General features: G+C 62.2%; 17 protein-coding genes and 1 tRNA gene. 13 read left to right on the forward strand and 5 right to left on the reverse strand.

Features of this window, described 5'->3' with window-relative positions:
* The first annotated feature begins 64 nt into the window (after positions 1-64).
* Entirely contained in the window at positions 65-1012 is a 948-nt protein-coding gene (locus tag GWL_RS06470) for a LysR family transcriptional regulator (protein ID WP_008327936.1), read from the forward strand.
* A 6-nt stretch (positions 1013-1018) separates the two neighbouring features.
* On the opposite strand, the gene GWL_RS06475 is transcribed toward GWL_RS06470, so the two are convergent.
* A complete protein-coding gene (locus GWL_RS06475) occupies positions 1019-1642 on the reverse strand; it encodes a hypothetical protein (RefSeq protein ID WP_008327940.1) in 624 nt (207 codons plus the stop codon).
* 194 nt (positions 1643-1836) lie between these two features.
* Here GWL_RS06475 and serS point away from each other — a divergent pair, with 194 nt between their 5' ends.
* Complete coding sequence (gene serS / locus GWL_RS06480) at positions 1837-3138, forward strand: serine--tRNA ligase (RefSeq protein WP_008327943.1); 1302 nt, start codon at positions 1837-1839, stop codon at positions 3136-3138.
* 101 nt (positions 3139-3239) lie between these two features.
* On the opposite strand, the gene GWL_RS06485 is transcribed toward serS, so the two are convergent.
* Entirely contained in the window at positions 3240-5120 is a 1881-nt protein-coding gene (locus tag GWL_RS06485) for a GGDEF domain-containing protein (protein ID WP_008327944.1), read from the reverse strand.
* Between the two features lie 275 nt (positions 5121-5395).
* On the opposite strand from GWL_RS06485, the gene GWL_RS06490 reads away from it, so the two are divergent.
* Positions 5396-5485: transfer RNA gene (locus GWL_RS06490), tRNA-Ser, on the forward strand.
* A 322-nt stretch (positions 5486-5807) separates the two neighbouring features.
* Positions 5808-7553, forward strand: a complete 1746-nt coding sequence (locus GWL_RS06495; protein WP_008327946.1) for a diguanylate cyclase — start codon at positions 5808-5810, stop codon at positions 7551-7553.
* Between the two features lie 3 nt (positions 7554-7556).
* Here GWL_RS06495 and GWL_RS06500 read toward each other — a convergent pair whose 3' ends face one another.
* Together GWL_RS06500 and GWL_RS06505 are read right to left on the reverse strand one after the other, a co-directional pair.
* Positions 7557-8579, reverse strand: a complete 1023-nt coding sequence (locus GWL_RS06500; RefSeq protein ID WP_008327947.1) for a LacI family DNA-binding transcriptional regulator — start codon at positions 8577-8579, stop codon at positions 7557-7559.
* Between the two features lie 99 nt (positions 8580-8678).
* On the reverse strand, positions 8679-9104 hold the full coding sequence (locus tag GWL_RS06505; RefSeq protein WP_008327948.1) for a MarR family winged helix-turn-helix transcriptional regulator: 426 nt from the start codon (positions 9102-9104) through the stop codon (positions 8679-8681).
* A 137-nt stretch (positions 9105-9241) separates the two neighbouring features.
* Between GWL_RS06505 and GWL_RS06510 the strand changes: the two genes are divergently transcribed.
* Complete coding sequence (locus GWL_RS06510; protein WP_008327950.1) at positions 9242-10456, forward strand: HPP family protein; 1215 nt, start codon at positions 9242-9244, stop codon at positions 10454-10456.
* Between the two features lie 582 nt (positions 10457-11038).
* Positions 11039-11257: a DUF1289 domain-containing protein gene (locus GWL_RS06515; protein WP_034350195.1), complete on the forward strand. Its 219-nt coding sequence runs from the start codon at positions 11039-11041 to the stop codon at positions 11255-11257.
* Positions 11258-11264: 7 nt separating this feature from the next.
* On the opposite strand, the gene GWL_RS06520 is transcribed toward GWL_RS06515, so the two are convergent.
* A complete protein-coding gene (locus GWL_RS06520) occupies positions 11265-11903 on the reverse strand; it encodes a Maf-like protein (protein ID WP_008327962.1) in 639 nt (212 codons plus the stop codon).
* A gap of 157 nt (positions 11904-12060) precedes the next feature.
* Here GWL_RS06520 and GWL_RS06525 point away from each other — a divergent pair, with 157 nt between their 5' ends.
* From GWL_RS06525 to acpP, 7 genes are all read left to right on the forward strand, one after another.
* On the forward strand, positions 12061-12591 hold the full coding sequence (locus tag GWL_RS06525; RefSeq protein WP_008327964.1) for a DUF177 domain-containing protein: 531 nt from the start codon (positions 12061-12063) through the stop codon (positions 12589-12591).
* A 114-nt stretch (positions 12592-12705) separates the two neighbouring features.
* A complete protein-coding gene (gene rpmF, locus GWL_RS06530) occupies positions 12706-12888 on the forward strand; it encodes a 50S ribosomal protein L32 (protein ID WP_006463510.1) in 183 nt (60 codons plus the stop codon).
* A 220-nt stretch (positions 12889-13108) separates the two neighbouring features.
* A complete protein-coding gene (gene plsX, locus GWL_RS06535) occupies positions 13109-14206 on the forward strand; it encodes a phosphate acyltransferase PlsX (RefSeq protein ID WP_008327966.1) in 1098 nt (365 codons plus the stop codon).
* A gap of 17 nt (positions 14207-14223) precedes the next feature.
* Positions 14224-15210, forward strand: coding sequence for a beta-ketoacyl-ACP synthase III (locus tag GWL_RS06540; RefSeq protein ID WP_008327968.1), 987 nt, complete (start codon positions 14224-14226; stop codon positions 15208-15210).
* A gap of 90 nt (positions 15211-15300) precedes the next feature.
* Complete coding sequence (fabD, locus tag GWL_RS06545) at positions 15301-16233, forward strand: ACP S-malonyltransferase (RefSeq protein WP_008327970.1); 933 nt, start codon at positions 15301-15303, stop codon at positions 16231-16233.
* Positions 16230-16985: a 3-oxoacyl-ACP reductase FabG gene (fabG, locus tag GWL_RS06550; protein WP_008327972.1), complete on the forward strand. Its 756-nt coding sequence runs from the start codon at positions 16230-16232 to the stop codon at positions 16983-16985. Before fabD ends, fabG begins: the two co-directional genes overlap by 4 nt.
* 163 nt (positions 16986-17148) lie before the next feature.
* The gene (gene acpP / locus GWL_RS06555; RefSeq protein WP_006463505.1) at positions 17149-17388 is read left to right on the forward strand and encodes an acyl carrier protein; all 240 of its coding nucleotides are present in this window, start codon (positions 17149-17151) and stop codon (positions 17386-17388) included.
* Positions 17389-17392: the final 4 nt, after the last annotated feature.

The following is a 17392-nucleotide window of genomic DNA, read 5'->3' on the forward strand; positions in this document are numbered from 1 at the left end:
CGTGCATTGTATCGACAGGATGAACTTGCGATAATCCAGCAACACTGCAAAGGATCTTTGCTCCATGAGCACAAATAAAAGCATCGCCCTGCTCAACGAAATGGCCATCTTCGCCAAGGTAGTGGAGACCGGCAGCTTCTCGGAAGCGGCCCGCCAGCTGGGCGCAACACCGTCGGCCACCAGCCGCGCCATCGCCCGCCTGGAAAAAGCCCTCGGCACGCAATTGTTGCAACGGACCACCCGCAAGCTGCGCCTGAGCGAAAGCGGCGAGGAGATCCACGCCCGTTGCCGCGACATGCTCAACGCCGCGCAGGCCGTGCTGTCGGTGTCCGGTGCCTTCGACGCTGAGCCGCAGGGGCAGGTGAGGGTGAGTGTGCCCAAGGCGGTCGGGCATGCACTGATTCACCCGCACATGCCGGATTTCCTGGCGGCCCATCCCAAGGTGGACGTGCTGCTCAGGCTGGAAGACCGCTACATGGATCTCATCGACGACCAGGTCGACCTGGTCATCCGCATCACCGACCAGCCGCCGCCGGGCCTGATGGGGCGGCGCCTGATGCGCATCGATCATCTGCTGTGCGCCACGCCGCAGTACCTGCAGCGCCACGGGATGCCGGACCATCCCCGGGCCTTGAAGGAGCATGACTGCATCTACCTGGGTGAGTCGCCGGCAGACGCGCGCTGGCGCTTTCGCCGCCAGGGCAAATCAGTCAATGTCGAGGTACGGGGGAGGTATGCGGCCAACCACACGGGCGTGCGTCTCGATGCCACCTTGCGCCATCTGGGGATTGCCAGCCTGCCGTATTTCATCGCCAGGCCACGGCTGGAGGAGGGGAGTCTGGTGCAGGTGCTGCCGCAGTGGAGTTTCAGGACGCGCTATTGCGGCGAGCTGTGGGCGCTGTATCCGGCCACGCGCCACCTGCCACCGCGCCTGAGCGCCTTCGTGCAGTTCCTGGCGCAGCGCCTGGCGCAGGAACCGGCCCTGGCGCCGGGTGCCAAGCCTGTGCCTTGAAGCCCGTCAGGCCGCAGGACGGTGCCAGACGTGGAAGCTGCCTTCCATGGCCGACATGGCGGCGATCACGGTCTCGTAATTCTTGTCGTCGTCATAGCCGGGCAGGCGGGTCTTCATGGCATCCATGAGCGCTTCCAGGCCATCGGCATCGTTGGGGATCAGCACCCCCTTGATGCCCTCGGCACTCTTGCCCGCCAGGATCCATTGCGGTTGCGGCAGGGCATCCTCGCTGATGCGGATCGTGACGTCATCCACTTCGCGCCAGGCTATGCCTTCGCGCTTGGTCCCGCGCACCATGGTGCGGATTTCTTCGTCGTCGAATTCCACGCTGATCTTGCGTGCCTGCTGCGCGGCCAGTCGTGTCGGCGAGAGCTCGGCCGCACCCGGTGCCTGCACCTTCCAGTCGGTCTTGCGGACCTTGGGCGGCACCAAGCGGTTCTTGATCTGCTGGCCGAAGGCGAAGGCGGCGCCGAAGGACAGGCCCGCGATCAGCCCATAGAACAGGCTGGCCTCGTTGGACATGTAATGGATGCCGGCCCACAAGCCCAGGGCAAAGGCGGCCACCAGGCCCAGCAGGGAGAACAGGACAGGAACTTCGCGTGGCGGACGGGATTCGGGCTGGACGGACATGGGCAATCGGGTCTCAAGAAGGCTGAAGAAGGCTGAAGAGGGCTGCAATGGGCCGCATGGTAACCCGCATGGGCGCTGGCGGCTACCGGGGCCGGCGCATTTTATTGTGGCGGGGGTGCACGGGAAGCCCGTAGCGGGCGCGCGACTTGGTACAATCGCGGTTTCGAGCACCAAATCTATCGTAATTTCTTCCCATGATCGACATTCAACTCCTCCGTAAAGACATCGAGAACGTCGCAGCCCGCCTGGCGGCCCGCAAGTTCGTCCTGGACGTGGCCGGCTTCAATGCGCTGGAAGCCGAGCGCAAGCAGATCCAGACCCGTACCGAAGAACTGCAGGGCAAGCGCAATACGCTGTCCAAGCAGATCGGCATGCTCAAGGGCAAGGGCGAGGACGCCTCCGCCGTGATGGCCGAGGTCAACGGTATCGGCGACGAGTTGAAAGCCTCCGCCACCCGTCTGGAAGAAGTGCAGCAGCAGATGAACCTGTTCCTGCAGGCCCTGCCCAACCTGCCGCATGAATCGGTGCCCGCCGGCAATGACGAAAGCGGCAACGTCGAGCTGCGCAAGGTCGGTACGCCCCGCAACTTCGATTTCGAGATCAAGGATCACGTCGACGTCGGCGCACCGCTGGGCCTGGACTTCGATACCGCGACCAAGCTGACCGGTTCGCGCTTTGCCGTCTTGAAGGGCGGCATCGCCCGCCTGCATCGCGCGCTGGCGCAGTTCATGCTCAACACCCACACCATGGAGCATGGCTATACCGAGTGCTACACCCCCTACATCGTCAACGCCGACAGCCTGCGCGGTACCGGCCAGTTGCCCAAGTTCGAGGCCGACCTGTTCGCGGCCAAGAAGGGCGGTCAGGAAGGTGAGGCCGAGAATGCCGCGCTGTACCTGATCCCGACCGCTGAAGTGCCGCTGACCAACTTCGTGCGGGATGAAATCGTCGCCGGGGATGCGCTGCCGATGAAGTTCACTGCCCACTCGCCTTGCTTCCGCTCGGAAGCCGGTTCCTACGGCCGCGACACGCGCGGGATGATCCGCCAGCACCAGTTCGACAAGGTGGAAATGGTGCAGATCGTGCATCCCGAGAAGTCCTACGAAGCCCTGGACGAGATGCTGGGCCATGCCGAAACGATTCTGAAGAAGCTCGGCCTGCCGTATCGCGTCATCACCCTGTGCACCGGCGACATGGGCTTTGGTGCGGCCAAGACCTATGACATCGAAGTCTGGCTGCCGGCGCAGAACACCTATCGTGAAATCTCCTCGGTCTCCAATTGCGAAGCCTTCCAGGCACGCCGCATGCAGGCCCGCTTCCGCAATGCCCAGGGCAAGCCGGAACTGCTGCACACCCTGAACGGTTCGGGCCTGGCCGTAGGCCGTACCCTGGTGGCGGTGCTGGAAAACTACCAGCAGGCCGATGGCAGCGTGGATATCCCCGAGGTGTTGCAGCCCTACATGGGCGGCGTGACCAAGCTGGTACCGGGCGCCTGATTCAGTTTGACGGTGCAGGAAATGAAGACGGCTGTCTCGCGAGAGGCAGCCGTTTTTTTATCGTCGCAAGGTTTGCGAAAACGTTTTCTTGACGGCGCTGGCTAGGCGTCCTTGAGTGCCCAGGAGAAGGTGGTGGGGATGCGGCGCTCGATGAACAGGCTGTTGCCCTGGATTTTCTTGGCTTCCTTCTTGGCGCGGGTGGCGGCTGAAGCGATCTGGTGCGGCGAGGAGTATTGCGAAGGCTCGATCTTGACCGCCCCCAGCGACAGCGACACCAGCGGATGGAAGACGCGATTGCCCTGGCGGTCCTCGGTGTAGTAGCCGTTGCGCTGTACGTCTTCGTCATAGTAGAAGGCGCGCGCCTGAACCTCGAAGCCGTCGAGGATGGCGCGGCAGCGTTTTTCCCAGTCTTCGCTCTGGAACAGGATCAGGAAATCGTCCCCGCCGATGTGGCCGATGAAGTCCAGGTTGGGATCGCAGGCCTGCTGCAGCACGCGGCCGGTGGTCTGGATCATGTCGTCGCCCTTGCGGTAGCCGTAGACGTCGTTGAAAGGCTTGAAGTGGTCCAGGTCACAGTAGCAGATGCAGAACTCCACGCCGCTCTGCAGCAGGTATTCGATGTGATCGTTGATGGGCACGTTGCCCGGCAATTGTGTGAGGGGATTGGCGTGACGCGCGGCGTCGATCTGCATCTGCGTGATTTCGCGCAGCAGGTCGTGGCCGGTGCCCAGTCCCACATACTGGCCGCGGTCGGTGATGATGAAGCCGTTGGAGAGGTGGTGCGATTCGGCATGCACCAGCAGGTTGGAGAGCTCTTGCAGGCTGGTGTCCTGCTCGGTCAGGATGGGGTTGGGGTCCATGAAGAAGGCGCAGGACTTCTTGCCATACAGTTCGCGCCCGTACAGGCGGGCGAAACGCTCGACCATGCTGTAGCGGTTGATGAGCCCGATCGGCAGGCCGTTGCTGACCACCGGCAGGGCCTGCAACTGCGGATCGTTGACGAACATGTCGTAAGCCGTGTCATTGGTGACCTCCGGGCTCACGTACTGGGTCTCGCGCAGCAGCTTGGCGACCGTGGCGCTGCGCTTGCCGGGGCCATACTTGTTGGCCGCCAGCGGTACCTTGTCGCGCCGCAGGGTCTTGGTGACGTCGTCCGAGATCGACACCGGCGGCTCCGGTAGCGGACGCGAGATGTGATAGCCCTGGCCGCAGGCGATGCCCAGATCGCGGATGGTCAGCAGCTCGGCCTGCGATTCGATGCCTTCGGCGATGACGATGGAACCGGACTTCTCGGCGATCTCCTGGATCGAGCGCACGAACTGCAGCTTCATGGGATCGTGGTTGATGCCCTGCACGAAGTGCATGTCCACCTTGACGTATTCCGGCTGCAGCTCCGACCACAGGCGCAGGCTGGAGAAACCTTCACCCAGATCGTCGATGGCAATCTGGAAACCCATGTCGCGGTAGTGCATGGCGGCATTGCGCAGCAGGGCATAGTCGTAGGTCGGCTCGTTCTCGGTGAGCTCAATGATGATGCGCTGCGGATTGACGCCCAGCTTTTCCAGGTAGCGCAGGGTTTCGCCCTGGATCGCCTCGGGCTGCATGAGTGCACCCGGCGAGACGTTGAGAAACAGGTTGCCCGGAAGACCCAGTTGCGCGAAGCGGGTCATCACGATGTGGCGACACAGGTACTCCATCTGTACCGACAGATTGTGTGCGCGCGCTACCTTGAACAGCGCCAGGGGCGAATGCAGCGGGGTATTGGAGGGGCCGCGGATCAAACCTTCATAGCCCAGGATTTCGCCGTTGCGCATGCGTACGATGGGCTGGAACAAGGCTGACAGCTTGCGTTGCGCGATGATCTCGTGCAGCAGCGACAACATCGGGTCATCGGCGCCGCGCAGGGCCGCGCCGGAGGCGCCGGCGATCAGGTCGACGACTTCGGCGCCGAGCGGAAAGATTGGGCTGGAAAGGGGAGCCATCTGGCTGAATCCGGGTTCGAAAGAGTCAAAGAACGACAAAGCAAGGCGAAATAGTTTACGGATGCTAGAAGTGATTTATGACAAGATGATGATAAGCAATTCAGCTTTATGCTTTTATGTGTGAACTTTGCCTCCTTTAGTCTGTCCGGCGGCAGAAGCAATGACGGGAAGATAATTCTTTTGAATATTTTTTAAAAAATAGTTTCACTCTGAAAATAGTTCTGCTATAGTCGCTGTCTTCGCTGCACCACGCAGTGAAACGACCGAAGTTGACCGGAGAGGTGGCAGAGTGGTCGAATGTACCTGACTCGAAATCAGGCGTACGGTTTCCCGTACCGTGGGTTCGAATCCCACCCTCTCCGCCAGTTGGCTTGCAGGTTGTAGCAGTTGTAGAGATAAGGCTCTGATTTTTTCAGGGCCTTATTTTTTTGTCCGTCGGTTCCGCGCGGGGCGCATTGCGTTGCCGCGACTGTCATTTCCTGCGTAGTGGATGTTTTTCGAGGGGGAGAACATCGTGTGCGCACCAGGCTCGTCCCATCTGCCGGGAGGGTTTTCCCGGTTTCGTGGCGTCGCCGCGATAGTCTGGTCAACATTTCTTCCCGCTCGCGACCTGGCCGCGCCGTCCTTGGCTGCAGCTTGATATATTCGTCTCATGTATCTGCGTTTGCTTTTCATGGCGGGCTCATCATGTCCCTGAATCGTCTGTTCCGTCTGATCTCGATTGCCTTGCTGACGCTGTTTCTGGCGTTCGCGCTAGCGCTGGTCTGGATGGAGTGGAATACCTATCGCAGCGGTGCCAACAGTGTGCCGGCCCTGCGCAAGCTGCGCCTGGCTCTGCTGGCCATGGAAAAGATTTCCGCCGAGCGCGGCCCGGCCAATGCCGCCATGGGAGCGGGAGTGCCCCTTGCGGCGCCACTGCAGGCCAGGCTGGCCAATGCCCGCACCCAGAGCGATGCGGCTCTCAGTCAGTTGCGCACGGCGCTAGAGGCCGATCCGCGGCTGCGCCAGTCATGGGCCTTGGACAAGGTGCGCCTGGTCCAGCAGGGGCTGGGCCCGGCGCGCGCCAATGTCGACCGGGTGGCGCATCTGGCGCCGCAAGATCGCAGCGACGTGCTGGTGGTGGCCGCCGTGAGCAGCATGGTCGATCTGCTGCCGCTGATGGTGCGCGTGGTCAGCGATCTGAGCAACGAGGCTGACCGGGCCGATCCCTTGCTGCGCGATGGCCTCTCGGCCGTGCGCGCGGTCGCCAGCCTGCGCGAATATGCCGGTCAGGTGGGATCCCGTTTCGTCGCACCCCTGATCGCGCATCGCCAGCTGACCCAGGATGAAGTCATCGAGATCGGGCGTCTCTACGGGCGCATCGAGTTGCTGCGGACCTTCATTGCCGGGCAGGTGGCCAGTTACAGTCGCGATCCCGCATTCGCCTCGGCCGTGGACAGGGTGGAAAAGGAATATTTCGACAGCGGCTTCCAGTTCCTCGATTTTTTGCTGCAGATCGGGCTCAAGGCCGGTGAATATGGCGTCACGCCCGACGATCTTCTCAAGTTCTACGTCCCCCAGATGGCATCCATCACCGATCTGCGCGACCTGCTCATGAGTGATCTGCTGAAGCAGGCCGAGCGCCACAGCACCCGCGCCCGCGACCTGCTGATCCTGGTGGTAAGCCTGACCTTGCTGGCCTGCCTGTTCTTCCAGATGCTCATGGTGCTTATCGCGCGACGCGTGGTGCGTCCGCTGGTGCAGGCCACCGATCTGGTCGCGGGCCTGGTGGAGGGCAAGCTGGAGCAGGAGATTCCGCAGGCGCGCCATCAGGATGAAATCGGCGCCATGATGCGCGCCTTGCACGTGCTCAAGCAGCGCATGGGTGAGCGCAACAGCCTGGCCAGGGAGCGTGAGGCTCTGATCACGCAATTGCAGGCTTCTTCCAACACCGATTTCCTGACTGGCGTGCTGAACCGGCGCGCCTTCTATACCCATGCCGACCAGCAGTTGGGTGTGGCGCGGCGTTACGGACGGGCGGTGTCGGTGGTGCTGTTCGATATCGACCACTTCAAGCGTATCAACGATACCTACGGCCACCAGGCCGGCGATGCCATCCTGATCGGGGTGAGCCAGTGCGTGGCGCAGTCGCTGCGCAAGGTCGATGTGCTGGCGCGCTACGGCGGCGAGGAATTCATCATCCTGCTGCCCGAATCCGACCTGGCGCAGGCCGCCGCCGTGGCCGAGAAGCTGCGCGCGGCGCTGCAGGAGCGCGTGTTCGAGGTCGAGCAGGAGCGGCGGATCACGGTCACGGCCAGTTTCGGTGTGGCGGCCCTGACCGCTGACGAGGCGCTGGACCGGCTGACCAAGCGTGCCGATATCGCCCTCTATCGGGCCAAGCGTCTGGGGCGCAATCGGGTCGAACTGGCGGGCGAAGAGCTGGAAGAGCCCTGAGCCTCAGGCGCTGTCGCGTTCCAGGATGCAATAGCCGAGGTCGCAGACGGGCTGCGGGACTGGCTGGCCGTCGAAGCGGGTGAGCAGCATCTCGGCCGCCGTCAGGCCAATCTGGTGCGCACTGATCTGCACCGTGGTGAGCGCGGGCAGGACTTCGGTTGCGATCTCCAGATTGGCAAAACCGGCCAGCGCCATGCGCTGCGGTACCGCGATGCCGCGTCGCGCGCATTCCAGCGCGGCGCCGGCGGCCATGACGTCGTTGCTGAAGAAAGCGGCCTCGATGTCAGGTTGCAAGGCCAGGAGGCGACCGAGGGTTTCGCGCCCGGCCTGCAGGAAGCTGCCCATCGGCACCACCAGGTGCACCGGCTCGGGCGTGCCCTGCGCCAGCAGGGCAGCACGCATGCCGGCAAAACGCGCCAGGCCGCGGGGATCGTCGCCGCCCACGAAGGCCATGCGGCGATAGCCCTTGCGGACCAGATACTCGCCCATGGCCTGCCCGGCGGCGTGGTTGTCAAAGCCCACCAGCATGTCGATGGGCTGCGTGCTCCAGTCCCAGGTTTCCACCACCGGAATGCCGGCCGCCTTGAGGCGCTGGCGCGTGCGCAGCGAATGCTGCACGCCGGTCAGCACCACGCCATCGACGCGGCGGCCGATGAAGGCTTCCACCAGGCCGGTTTCCGCTTCTTCCGAATAATTGGTCTGTCCCAGCAGCAACTGGTAGCCCTGCAGGCTCAGTTGCTCGGACAGGCCGCGCACGGTCTCGGCAAAGATCGAATGGCTGATGGTCGGCACGATGGCCGCCACGATGCGCGTGCGGCGCGAGGCCAGCCCGCCGGCCAGCATGTTGGGAATGTAGCCCATGCTGCTGATGAAGGCTTCGACCCGTTCGCGCGTAGCGGGGGAGACCTTTTCAGGCGTATTGATGACCCGCGAAACCGTGATGTGCGACACCCCGGCGGCGCGCGCCACGTCTTCCTTGGTGATGGCGCGAACGGGCGCGGCGGCGGGGGCAGTTTTGCGGATCATTGGAGCGCGAGATGAGAAATTGTCGCCAGCATAACAGCAGCTTGCCCCGATCGGACTGCGGACATCCACAAGCCCGCTTGCGCCGACTCGGCCACCGGGTCAGTCGCGGTCGTTGAAGGCCGAGATGTACGAGACCTGGAACACGCCTGACAGCGACTGCAATTCATCGCGGTGCAACTGCGCCAGGCGATGCAGGTATTGCTCGCCCAGCGCGGTCAGGCGCACCTGAACCAGGCGCTTGTCGCGGTCGTCCGGGGTGCGCGTGACCAGTCCGGCTTTCACGCAGCGCGTTACCAGCGCCACCACGCCATGATGCTGGGCCTGCAGGCGCTCGGCCAGTTCGCTGATGCTGGCCCAGTCGCGTCCGGGATAACCCTTGATGTGCAGCAGCAACAGGTATTGCAGCGGCGTGAGCCCTTCGCTTTGGGCGGCATCTTCCGAAAAGCGCAGGAAACGGCGCAATTGGTAGCGAAATTCCGACAAGGCCTCGAAATCATCCTTTTGCAGGCGGGGCGCGGCGCTCATCGGAACAAGCCTGGGCAGTGAGGGGAAACGGAGAGCGGTAAGCAGGACATATATATCATCTTGTGATGTAATTGCGGTGTTGGTGCGGGCGCTGTCACGCCACGCGCCGTGTTGAGAACCGTCGTCACGGAACGGATATGCCCGATTCTATCTTGCTGTGGTTGAAAAGTTTTATTCCTGCCAAGTCCAATGTCGATCGCTTCGAGCGCATGCGTGCGTGTGCCGGCAGTCTGTTCGGCATTCTGCTGGTCGGCCTGATCAGCTATGCGCTGCTGCCGCACGAAGCACACACCATCTGGCTGATCGCGCCGATGGGGGCGTCGGCGGTGCTGCTCTTTGCGGTCCCCTCCAGTCCTCTGGCGCAGCCCTGGTCGATCATGGGCGGCAACCTGTGGGCGGCGCTCATCGGCGTGACCTGCGCGAAGCTGGTGCAGGAACCGGCCTTGGCGGCGGCGCTGGCCATTGCCTTGGCCATCGGCGGCATGTTCGTGCTGCGCTGCATCCACCCGCCCAGCGGGGCGGTCGCCTTGACCGCGGTGCTGGGCGGGCCGGTAGTGCATGACATGGGCTATGCCTTCGTGCTTTCGCCGGTGCTGCTCAATTCGGCGCTGCTGCTGGCTGCGGCCCTGTTCTACAACAATGCCAGCGGGCGCCGCTATCCGCATGCCCAGCACAGCGCTGCACCCCATCCGCACCAGACGCGGGATGAATTGCCGATGACACGGCTGGGGTTCTCGCCTGACGATCTGGACGAGGTATTGAAGAATTTCAATCAGGTGCTCGACATTGGCCGCGACGACCTGGAAGAGATCTTCCTGCAAACCGAGATGCGGGTCTATCACCGCCGCTTCGGTCAGACCCTGTGTGCGGCCGTGATGTCGCGCGACGTGGTGGCGGTGGAGTTCGCCACCGGTCTGGACGAGGCCTGGCGCCTGTTGCAGCAGCACCGACTGCGCGCCTTGCCCGTACTCGATCGCGGCCGGCATGTGATCGGCATCGTCAGTCGTACCGACTTCCTCGACCATGCCGGTGTGGAAGTGCACACCGGGCTGGCGGCGCAATTGCGCCGCTTGTTGCACCGGGTGCCGTTCTCCCATTCGGACAAGCCTGAAGTCGTGGGTCAGATCATGAGTCGCCCGGTCATCACCGCCCGGGTCGATACGCCCTTGCTGGAGCTGGTGCCGCGCATGGCCGATGGGCTGCATCAGATTCCGGTCGTGCAGGCCGACGGCAAGCTGGCCGGCATGCTGACCCAGTCGGACATGATCGCCGCGCTCTACGAGAAAAACCTGGATGCCGCGCGTGCCGTACCGTCATCTGGCGTACTGGGCAGCCTGCGCAGCGCCGCCTGATCGGCTTGACAGGCGGGCAGGGCAGGCGGAAGGTGGCATTCTGTGCAAGAGAATTCATTCCGGGAGGCTGTGATGAGAACGAATGCGCTGATTTTGCTGGTATCCGCTCTGCTGTTGCTGCAAGCCTGTGACCGCAAGGGCGGTAATCCGCCCAGGCCGGTGACCTCTGCTGCGCAAGGTGTCTGGTTCGCAGCGTGAAGGGGCGAAGGGGCGCAGGGGTGGTGCCGTTGTGGCACAGTTCGGCGGTGAGATATGAGGGGCGTGAATATCTGCTATTGCCACAATAAAGCAGACTCCGTCGGGGTGCATCGCTATAGTTGCACCTGTCTCCTCCAATCTCCTCCTTAAGAAATTGGATTCAAGCCCGCACCTCATGGTCGCGGGCTTTTTTTTGTCTTTTGATTCGGGCGTGGAGCTCAAGGAGGGGGGGGCGGCTTTGCCTATCCCTTCGATCAGCAGGGGGAGGCCGTCACCGGTTCTTGGTAAGATGGGGGACTCGCAGCCTTTGCAAGTGAAGGTTTTTTCCGGATACCGGGCAATTCGCTTGTCCCATGCTTCATCTTCCCTATTCAGATTCGCTCAATGTCTTCCAGCTCTCTTTCGCCGTCCGCCGTCTCATCCGCGCCCGAGCGCCCCGACACGCCTTGCGTGGCCGTGTGCTCCACCACCTTCGACGATGTCTGCCGCGGCTGCGGCCGTACCGTCGATGAGGTGGCGCAATGGGTGTTCATGGACAAGGAGCAGCGCGAAGTGGTCTGGCAGCGCATCCTGGCCGAAGGTTACCCGCGCCGCAATTACTGAGCTGCAATCACTGAGCCGCGTCAGCGGCGCCGAAGAAGCTCACGCCGGCCCGTCGCAGCATGCTGGTCAGGGTGATCAAGGGCAGCCCGGTGAGGGCGGTGGGATCGTCGCTGCGGATGCTCTCCAGAATGGCAATGCCCAAGCCTTCGTTCTTGGCGCTGCCGGCACAGTCGTAGGGTTGCTCGATCTTCAGATAGGCATCCAGCTCGGTGTCATCCAGATCGCGGAAGCGTACCAGCGTCTGCACATTAACTACTTGCGCCGCCGCAGCAGCATCACGCTGGCGGCTATCCCACAGGCACAGCGCCGTGTGAAAAATGACTTCGCGCCCGCGCATCAGTTGTAATTGTTTTAAGGCATTGGCGTGGTTGCCGGGCTTGCCGATTTGCAGGCCGTCCAGCGTGGCGACCTGGTCCGAGCCGATCACCAGGGCCGGGCCGACGCGCGCAGCAATGGCGGCGGCCTTGTCGCGTGCCAGGCGCAGGGCGGTGGCTTCGGGTGTTTCGCCAGGTTGCGGGGTTTCGTCGATGTCCGGTGCCATGCTCTCGAAGGGCAGGCCGAGGCGGCTCAGCAGTTCTTTGCGATAGACCGAACTGGAGCCGAGGATGAGCCGTAGTGGCGAGAGGTTGGTGTGATTTTGCGACATATCGGCAGCAGTGAGTGTGATGTTGTTGGCAAGTAAAACCCGGATTTTGGCCGAAAAACCTCGCCCAAGCGGCTTTATTGCCTCCCGAGGCGGATTTTTTTGCGCGTCGAACGCAGGTGGCGCGCTAAGGCTTTGACTGGTAAGGAAATTTTCTGTTATGATCGCAGGTTTTCCGGATTCTGCTTTGGCTATGAATGCATTTGTTATCGACGCGTTCGAATTCTGCAGGCTGAAACAGCAGGCGCAGGGTGAGATTCCGGTTGCTGAATTAGGTCGTCTGGCGCAAGAGACGGTTGACCGTTCCGGCACGATTCACTGGGCTCTGTCCGGCGATATCGACAAGCTGGGGCATGCTCAACTCAGTCTGGCAGTGTCGGGTGCAGTTAATCTGATCTGTCAGCGTTGCCTGACGGCATTGAATTTCGAGATTGATTCGAAGTCGCTGCTGGTATTGGCAAAAGATGAGGCGCAAGCCGACACCATCGAAGAACTGCTGGACGATGACGAGATCGATGTCATCGTCGGATCAGCCGCCTTCGACGTGAACTACCTGATCGAAGACGAAGCGTTGCTGGCCTTGCCGGTGGCGCCCAAGCATGACGTCTGTCCTGATGGTAGCGTGGCGGCCGAGGCCAAAGGTGCTGAACGGGCTTCCCCGTTTGAGGTACTGAAGAAGTTAAAGCAGTAACAAGTATTGTTGGGGAATGTCTGGCAAAGGCCGGGCAGCGGCACAGCGGGTTTACCTAAAACGGGAATCCTATGTGTTAAAATTTTCAATCTTAAGTAAGGTTTAGGAGTAATCATGGCCGTTCAACAGAACAAAAAGACCCCGTCCAAGCGCGGTATGCACCGTGCACACGACTTTCTGACTGCACCCCCGCTGGCTGTGGAGCCGACGACTGGTGAAACCCACCTGCGTCACCACATCAGCCCCAACGGTTTCTACCGTGGTCGCAAGGTGCTGAAGACCAAGAACGACGAGTAATCTCATTCATTGAGCTTGCTGTTTTTGGAGAAAAGCGGCGCAATGAGCTTCTGTTTCAGGAGGTTCATTTTGCGCCGCTTTTTTATGTCCGCGGCATCTGTCAGCGGACCCGCCTGCCTGCTTGCGTGAAGCTTCATCTGGCGCGCTGACCTAGTGTGCGATTTTGAAGGCTCTCCAATCTGCCTCATAATGTGGGCTGGCAAGGCTCAGAATCAAATCGATGACCATCAAAATTTCAATCGACTGCATGGGTGGCGATCATGGCCCGTCAGTCACGCTCCCGGCCGCTGCCTCCTTCCTCAAGCGCCAACCTGATGCAGAGCTGATCCTGGTCGGCCAGGAAGCCGTGCTGCAGCCGCTGCTGAAGAAATACAAGCTGGCCGGCGAAACCCGCATCCGCATTCACAACGCCACCGAAGTGGTGACCATGGACGACCCGATCGAGGTCGCCCTGCGCCGCAAGAAGGATTCTTCCCTGCGCGTGGCCGTGACCCTGGTCAAGGAAGGGCAGGCCCACGCCGCCGTCTCGGCCGGTAACACCGGCGCCCTCATGGCGGTCTCGCGCTACGTATTGAAAACCCTGCCGGGCGTGGACCGTCCGGCCATCTGCACCATCCTGCCCAACCAGAAGGATGGCCCCACCTATATGCTCGACCTCGGCGCCAACGTCGACTGCGAGCCACAGCATTTACATCAATTTGCACTCATGGGCTCGGCCCTGGTGGCGGTCATGGAAGGCAAGGCCAAGCCGACCGTGGGCCTGCTGAACGTGGGTGAGGAAGACATGAAGGGCAACGAGCTGGTCAAGGCGACCGCCGGCCTGCTGCGCGCCGATCATGAGAAGGGTATTCTCAACTTCTACGGCAACGTGGAAGGCAATGACATCTTCGAAGGCACGACCGATCTGGTGGTGTGCGATGGTTTCGTGGGCAACGTGACCCTGAAAGCCTCCGAAGGGCTGGGGCGCTTCGTCAAGCAGGTGCTCACCAGCGAGTTCAAGAAGGGCTTGATCAACAAGCTCGGCGCCCTGATCGCCTATGGCGCCATCAAGGCACTGTCGCGCCGCCTCAACCCTTCCCGCTACAATGGCGCCAGTTTGCTGGGCCTGAAGGGCCTGGTCTTCAAGAGCCACGGCGGGGCCGATGTCTATGCTTTCGAATGGGCCATCCGCCGCGCCTATGACGCGGCCAAGTATGATGTGCTCGCCCGTATTGCCGCCAGCATGGCGGAGCTGATGCCCCAGGAGCAGGGGCGCACGGCCGAGGCCGCTGCCAAGGCTTTCGAGCCGGCGCCGGTCTCCCTGGATCAACCGAACTAACAGAGCAAGAAGACGGCATGACCACTTACAGCAAAATCGTCGGCACCGGCAGCTACCTGCCGGCCAAGCGCGTCACCAACCATGAGCTGGCCGCGCAGCTGGCCGAGCAGGGCATCGAGACCTCGGACGAATGGATCGTCACGCGCAGCGGCATTTCCGCGCGCCACTATGCCGAACCGGACCAGCTCTCCAGCGACCTCGCCCTGCAGGCAGCGCAGCGCGCCCTGGAAGCGGCCGGCATGCAGCCCAATGACATCGACCTGATCATCATGGCCACCTCCACCCCGGATCACCTGGGTGGCTTCCCGAGCACCGCCTGTGTGGTCCAGCGCAAGCTGGGCATCACCAATGGCGCGCCGGCCATGGATGTGCAGGCCGTCTGCAGCGGTTTCGTCTACGCCATGTCGGTGGCAGACAGCTTCATCAAATCGGGTGCGCACAAGAACGTTCTGGTCATTGGTGCCGAAGTGTTCTCGCGCATTCTGGATTTCAAGGATCGCACCACCTGCGTGCTCTTCGGCGACGGCGCCGGCGCCATCGTCATGAGCGCCTCGCAGGAGCCAGGCGTGCTGGCGACCAAGCTGCACGCCGATGGCAGCCATGGCCACATCCTGTGCGTGCCGGGCAGTGTCAACAACGGCGCCGTCGCTGGCAGCGCCTACCTGTACATGGACGGCCCGGCGGTCTTCAAGCTGGCCGTTTCCCTGCTGGACAAGGTGGCGCGCGAAGCGCTGGAAGCGGCCCGGATGCAATCCACCGAGGTCGACTGGCTGGTGCCGCACCAGGCCAATATCCGCATCATGCAGGGCACGGCCAAAAAGATGGGCCTGCCGCTGGAAAAGATGGTGGTCACCGTGGCCGAACACGGCAATACCTCGGCGGCCTCGATTCCCTTGGCGCTGGACCAGGCGGTGCGCGATGGTCGCATCCAGCCGGGCCACACCGTCATGATGGAAGGCGTCGGCGGCGGCTTCACCTGGGGCGCCGTGCTGGTGCGCATGTAAAGCGGGCAGGGAGGGGCTGCTGATGTAGTCCTTTCGTTCACTGGCTTCATCGATTTCCTGCATTTTCATCCAATTTACCTACATCCAAGCATGACAACATTTGCTTTCGTTTTCCCGGGCCAGGGTTCGCAGGCCATCGGGATGCTCAATGGCTTCGCCGACAATGAAGTCGTTCGCCAGACCGTCGCTGAAGCTTCCGACGCACTGCAATTCGACCTGGGCAAGCTCATCGCTGAAGGTCCCAAGGAAGACCTGGACCTGACTACCAACACCCAGCCCGTCATGCTGACGGCTGCCGTGGCCTTCTATCGCGCCTGGCTGGCCGCAGGCGGCAAGGCGCCGGCGCTGGTCGCCGGCCACAGCCTGGGCGAATACTCGGCGCTGGTCGCCGCTGGCGTGATCGCCTTCAAGGATGCGGTGCCGCTGGTGCGCTTCCGCGCGCAAGCCATGCAGGAAGCTGTGCCGGTCGGGCAGGGCGGCATGGCGGCCATTCTCGGCCTGTCCGATGAGGATGTGCGTGCGGCCTGCGCCGAAGCGGCGCAAGGTGAAGTGGTCGAGGCCGTCAATTTCAACGCCCCCGCACAAGTCGTGATTGCCGGCCACAAGGCTGCTGTCGGTCGTGCCTGCGACATCGCCAAGGCCAAGGGTGCCAAGCGCGCATTGCCGCTGCCGGTGTCGGCACCGTTCCACTCCTCGCTCTTGAAGCCCGCTTCGGATCGCCTGCAAGCCTATCTGGCCAACGTGGCGTTTTCCGCTCCGCAGATCCCGCTGATCAACAACGTCGACGTGGCCGTGGTCAATGATCCGGCTGCCATCAAGGATGCCCTGGTGCGCCAGGCGGCCGCGCCCGTGCGCTGGGTCGAGACGGTGCAGAAGATGGCCGCCGATGGTGTCACGCACCTGATCGAATGCGGTCCGGGCAAGGTGTTGACCGGCCTGACCAAGCGCATCAATGGCGAACTGCTGGGCGAGGCCATCGTCGACCAGGAATCCCTGAACAAAGTATTGGAGTTGCTGAAATGAGTGCACAGAATCTGCAAGGCCAGGTTGCCCTGGTGACCGGCGCGTCGCGCGGTATCGGCCGAGCCATCGCTACCGAGCTGGCGAAGCAGGGCGCCAAGGTGGTCGGTACGGCCACCTCGGAATCGGGTGCGGCCGCCATCAGCGAGTACCTGGCAACATTGGGACCGGAAGCCGGTCATGGTGCGGTCTTGAACGTCAACGACGCAGAAGCCAGCGTGGCCCTCGTGGAGCAGGTGCAGAAGGAATTTGGCGCACTCTCCATCCTGGTCAACAATGCCGGCATCACCCAGGACCAACTGGCCATGCGCATGAAGGACGAGGAGTGGGACAGCGTCATCGCCACCAACCTGACCGCCGTCGGTCGCCTCTCGCGCGCCGTGCTGCGCGGCATGATGAAGGCCCGTACCGGCCGCATCATCAACATCACTTCCGTGGTGGGCGAGGCCGGCAATCCCGGCCAGATGAACTATGCTGCAGCCAAGGCCGGCGTGGCTGGCATGAGCCGGGCACTGGCCCGCGAGATCGGCAGCCGCAACATCACCGTGAACTGCGTCGCGCCCGGCTTCATCGATACCGACATGACCAAGGCCCTGAACGAACAGCAGTCTGCCGCCATCCTGCAGCAGATCCCGCTGGGCCGGCTGGGGGCGGCCGAGGAAATCGCCTATGCCGTGGCCTTCCTGGCCTCCCCGCAAGCGGCCTACATCACCGGTACGACGCTCAATGTCAATGGCGGCATGTACATGGGTTAAGTAAGTCTTGAGGGCTTGATTCAAGTCCTTTTGACGACTTTTGTTTGCAGTTAAGCTGGACTTGGCACAATCTTGCCAGGAATAGTTAAAAGTAAATTTTCCGCGCGCAAACCTGCTAAAATGCGCGCACTTTTGTAACCTATCATCCCTCTGGAGGAACACTATGTCCGATATCGAACAACGCGTGAAGAAGATCGTCGCTGAGCAACTGGGCGTCGCCGAAGCCGACATCAAGAACGAATCGTCGTTCGTGGACGACCTGGGCGCCGACTCGCTGGACACCGTCGAGCTGGTCATGGCACTGGAAGATGAGTTCGAAATGGAAATCCCCGACGAACAAGCTGAAAAGATCACCACCGTGCAACAGGCGATCGACTACGCAAAGTCGCAAGTCAAGGCCTGATAAG

Source organism: Herbaspirillum sp. GW103 (assembly GCF_000261365.1).
Taxonomy (GTDB): domain Bacteria; phylum Pseudomonadota; class Gammaproteobacteria; order Burkholderiales; family Burkholderiaceae_D; genus Herbaspirillum.

Coding starts and splice junctions, on each gene's coding strand:
- GWL_RS06470 (WP_008327936.1), top strand. CDS start 65: ATGAGCACAAATAAAAGCATCGCCCTGCTCAACGAAATGGCCATCTTC.
- GWL_RS06475 (WP_008327940.1), bottom strand. CDS start 1,642: ATGTCCGTCCAGCCCGAATCCCGTCCGCCACGCGAAGTTCCTGTCCTG.
- serS (WP_008327943.1), top strand. CDS start 1,837: ATGATCGACATTCAACTCCTCCGTAAAGACATCGAGAACGTCGCAGCC.
- GWL_RS06485 (WP_008327944.1), bottom strand. CDS start 5,120: ATGGCTCCCCTTTCCAGCCCAATCTTTCCGCTCGGCGCCGAAGTCGTC.
- GWL_RS06495 (WP_008327946.1), top strand. CDS start 5,808: ATGTCCCTGAATCGTCTGTTCCGTCTGATCTCGATTGCCTTGCTGACG.
- GWL_RS06500 (WP_008327947.1), bottom strand. CDS start 8,579: ATGATCCGCAAAACTGCCCCCGCCGCCGCGCCCGTTCGCGCCATCACC.
- GWL_RS06505 (WP_008327948.1), bottom strand. CDS start 9,104: ATGAGCGCCGCGCCCCGCCTGCAAAAGGATGATTTCGAGGCCTTGTCG.
- GWL_RS06510 (WP_008327950.1), top strand. CDS start 9,242: ATGCCCGATTCTATCTTGCTGTGGTTGAAAAGTTTTATTCCTGCCAAG.
- GWL_RS06515 (WP_034350195.1), top strand. CDS start 11,039: ATGTCTTCCAGCTCTCTTTCGCCGTCCGCCGTCTCATCCGCGCCCGAG.
- GWL_RS06520 (WP_008327962.1), bottom strand. CDS start 11,903: ATGTCGCAAAATCACACCAACCTCTCGCCACTACGGCTCATCCTCGGC.
- GWL_RS06525 (WP_008327964.1), top strand. CDS start 12,061: ATGATCGCAGGTTTTCCGGATTCTGCTTTGGCTATGAATGCATTTGTT.
- rpmF (WP_006463510.1), top strand. CDS start 12,706: ATGGCCGTTCAACAGAACAAAAAGACCCCGTCCAAGCGCGGTATGCAC.
- plsX (WP_008327966.1), top strand. CDS start 13,109: ATGACCATCAAAATTTCAATCGACTGCATGGGTGGCGATCATGGCCCG.
- GWL_RS06540 (WP_008327968.1), top strand. CDS start 14,224: ATGACCACTTACAGCAAAATCGTCGGCACCGGCAGCTACCTGCCGGCC.
- fabD (WP_008327970.1), top strand. CDS start 15,301: ATGACAACATTTGCTTTCGTTTTCCCGGGCCAGGGTTCGCAGGCCATC.
- fabG (WP_008327972.1), top strand. CDS start 16,230: ATGAGTGCACAGAATCTGCAAGGCCAGGTTGCCCTGGTGACCGGCGCG.
- acpP (WP_006463505.1), top strand. CDS start 17,149: ATGTCCGATATCGAACAACGCGTGAAGAAGATCGTCGCTGAGCAACTG.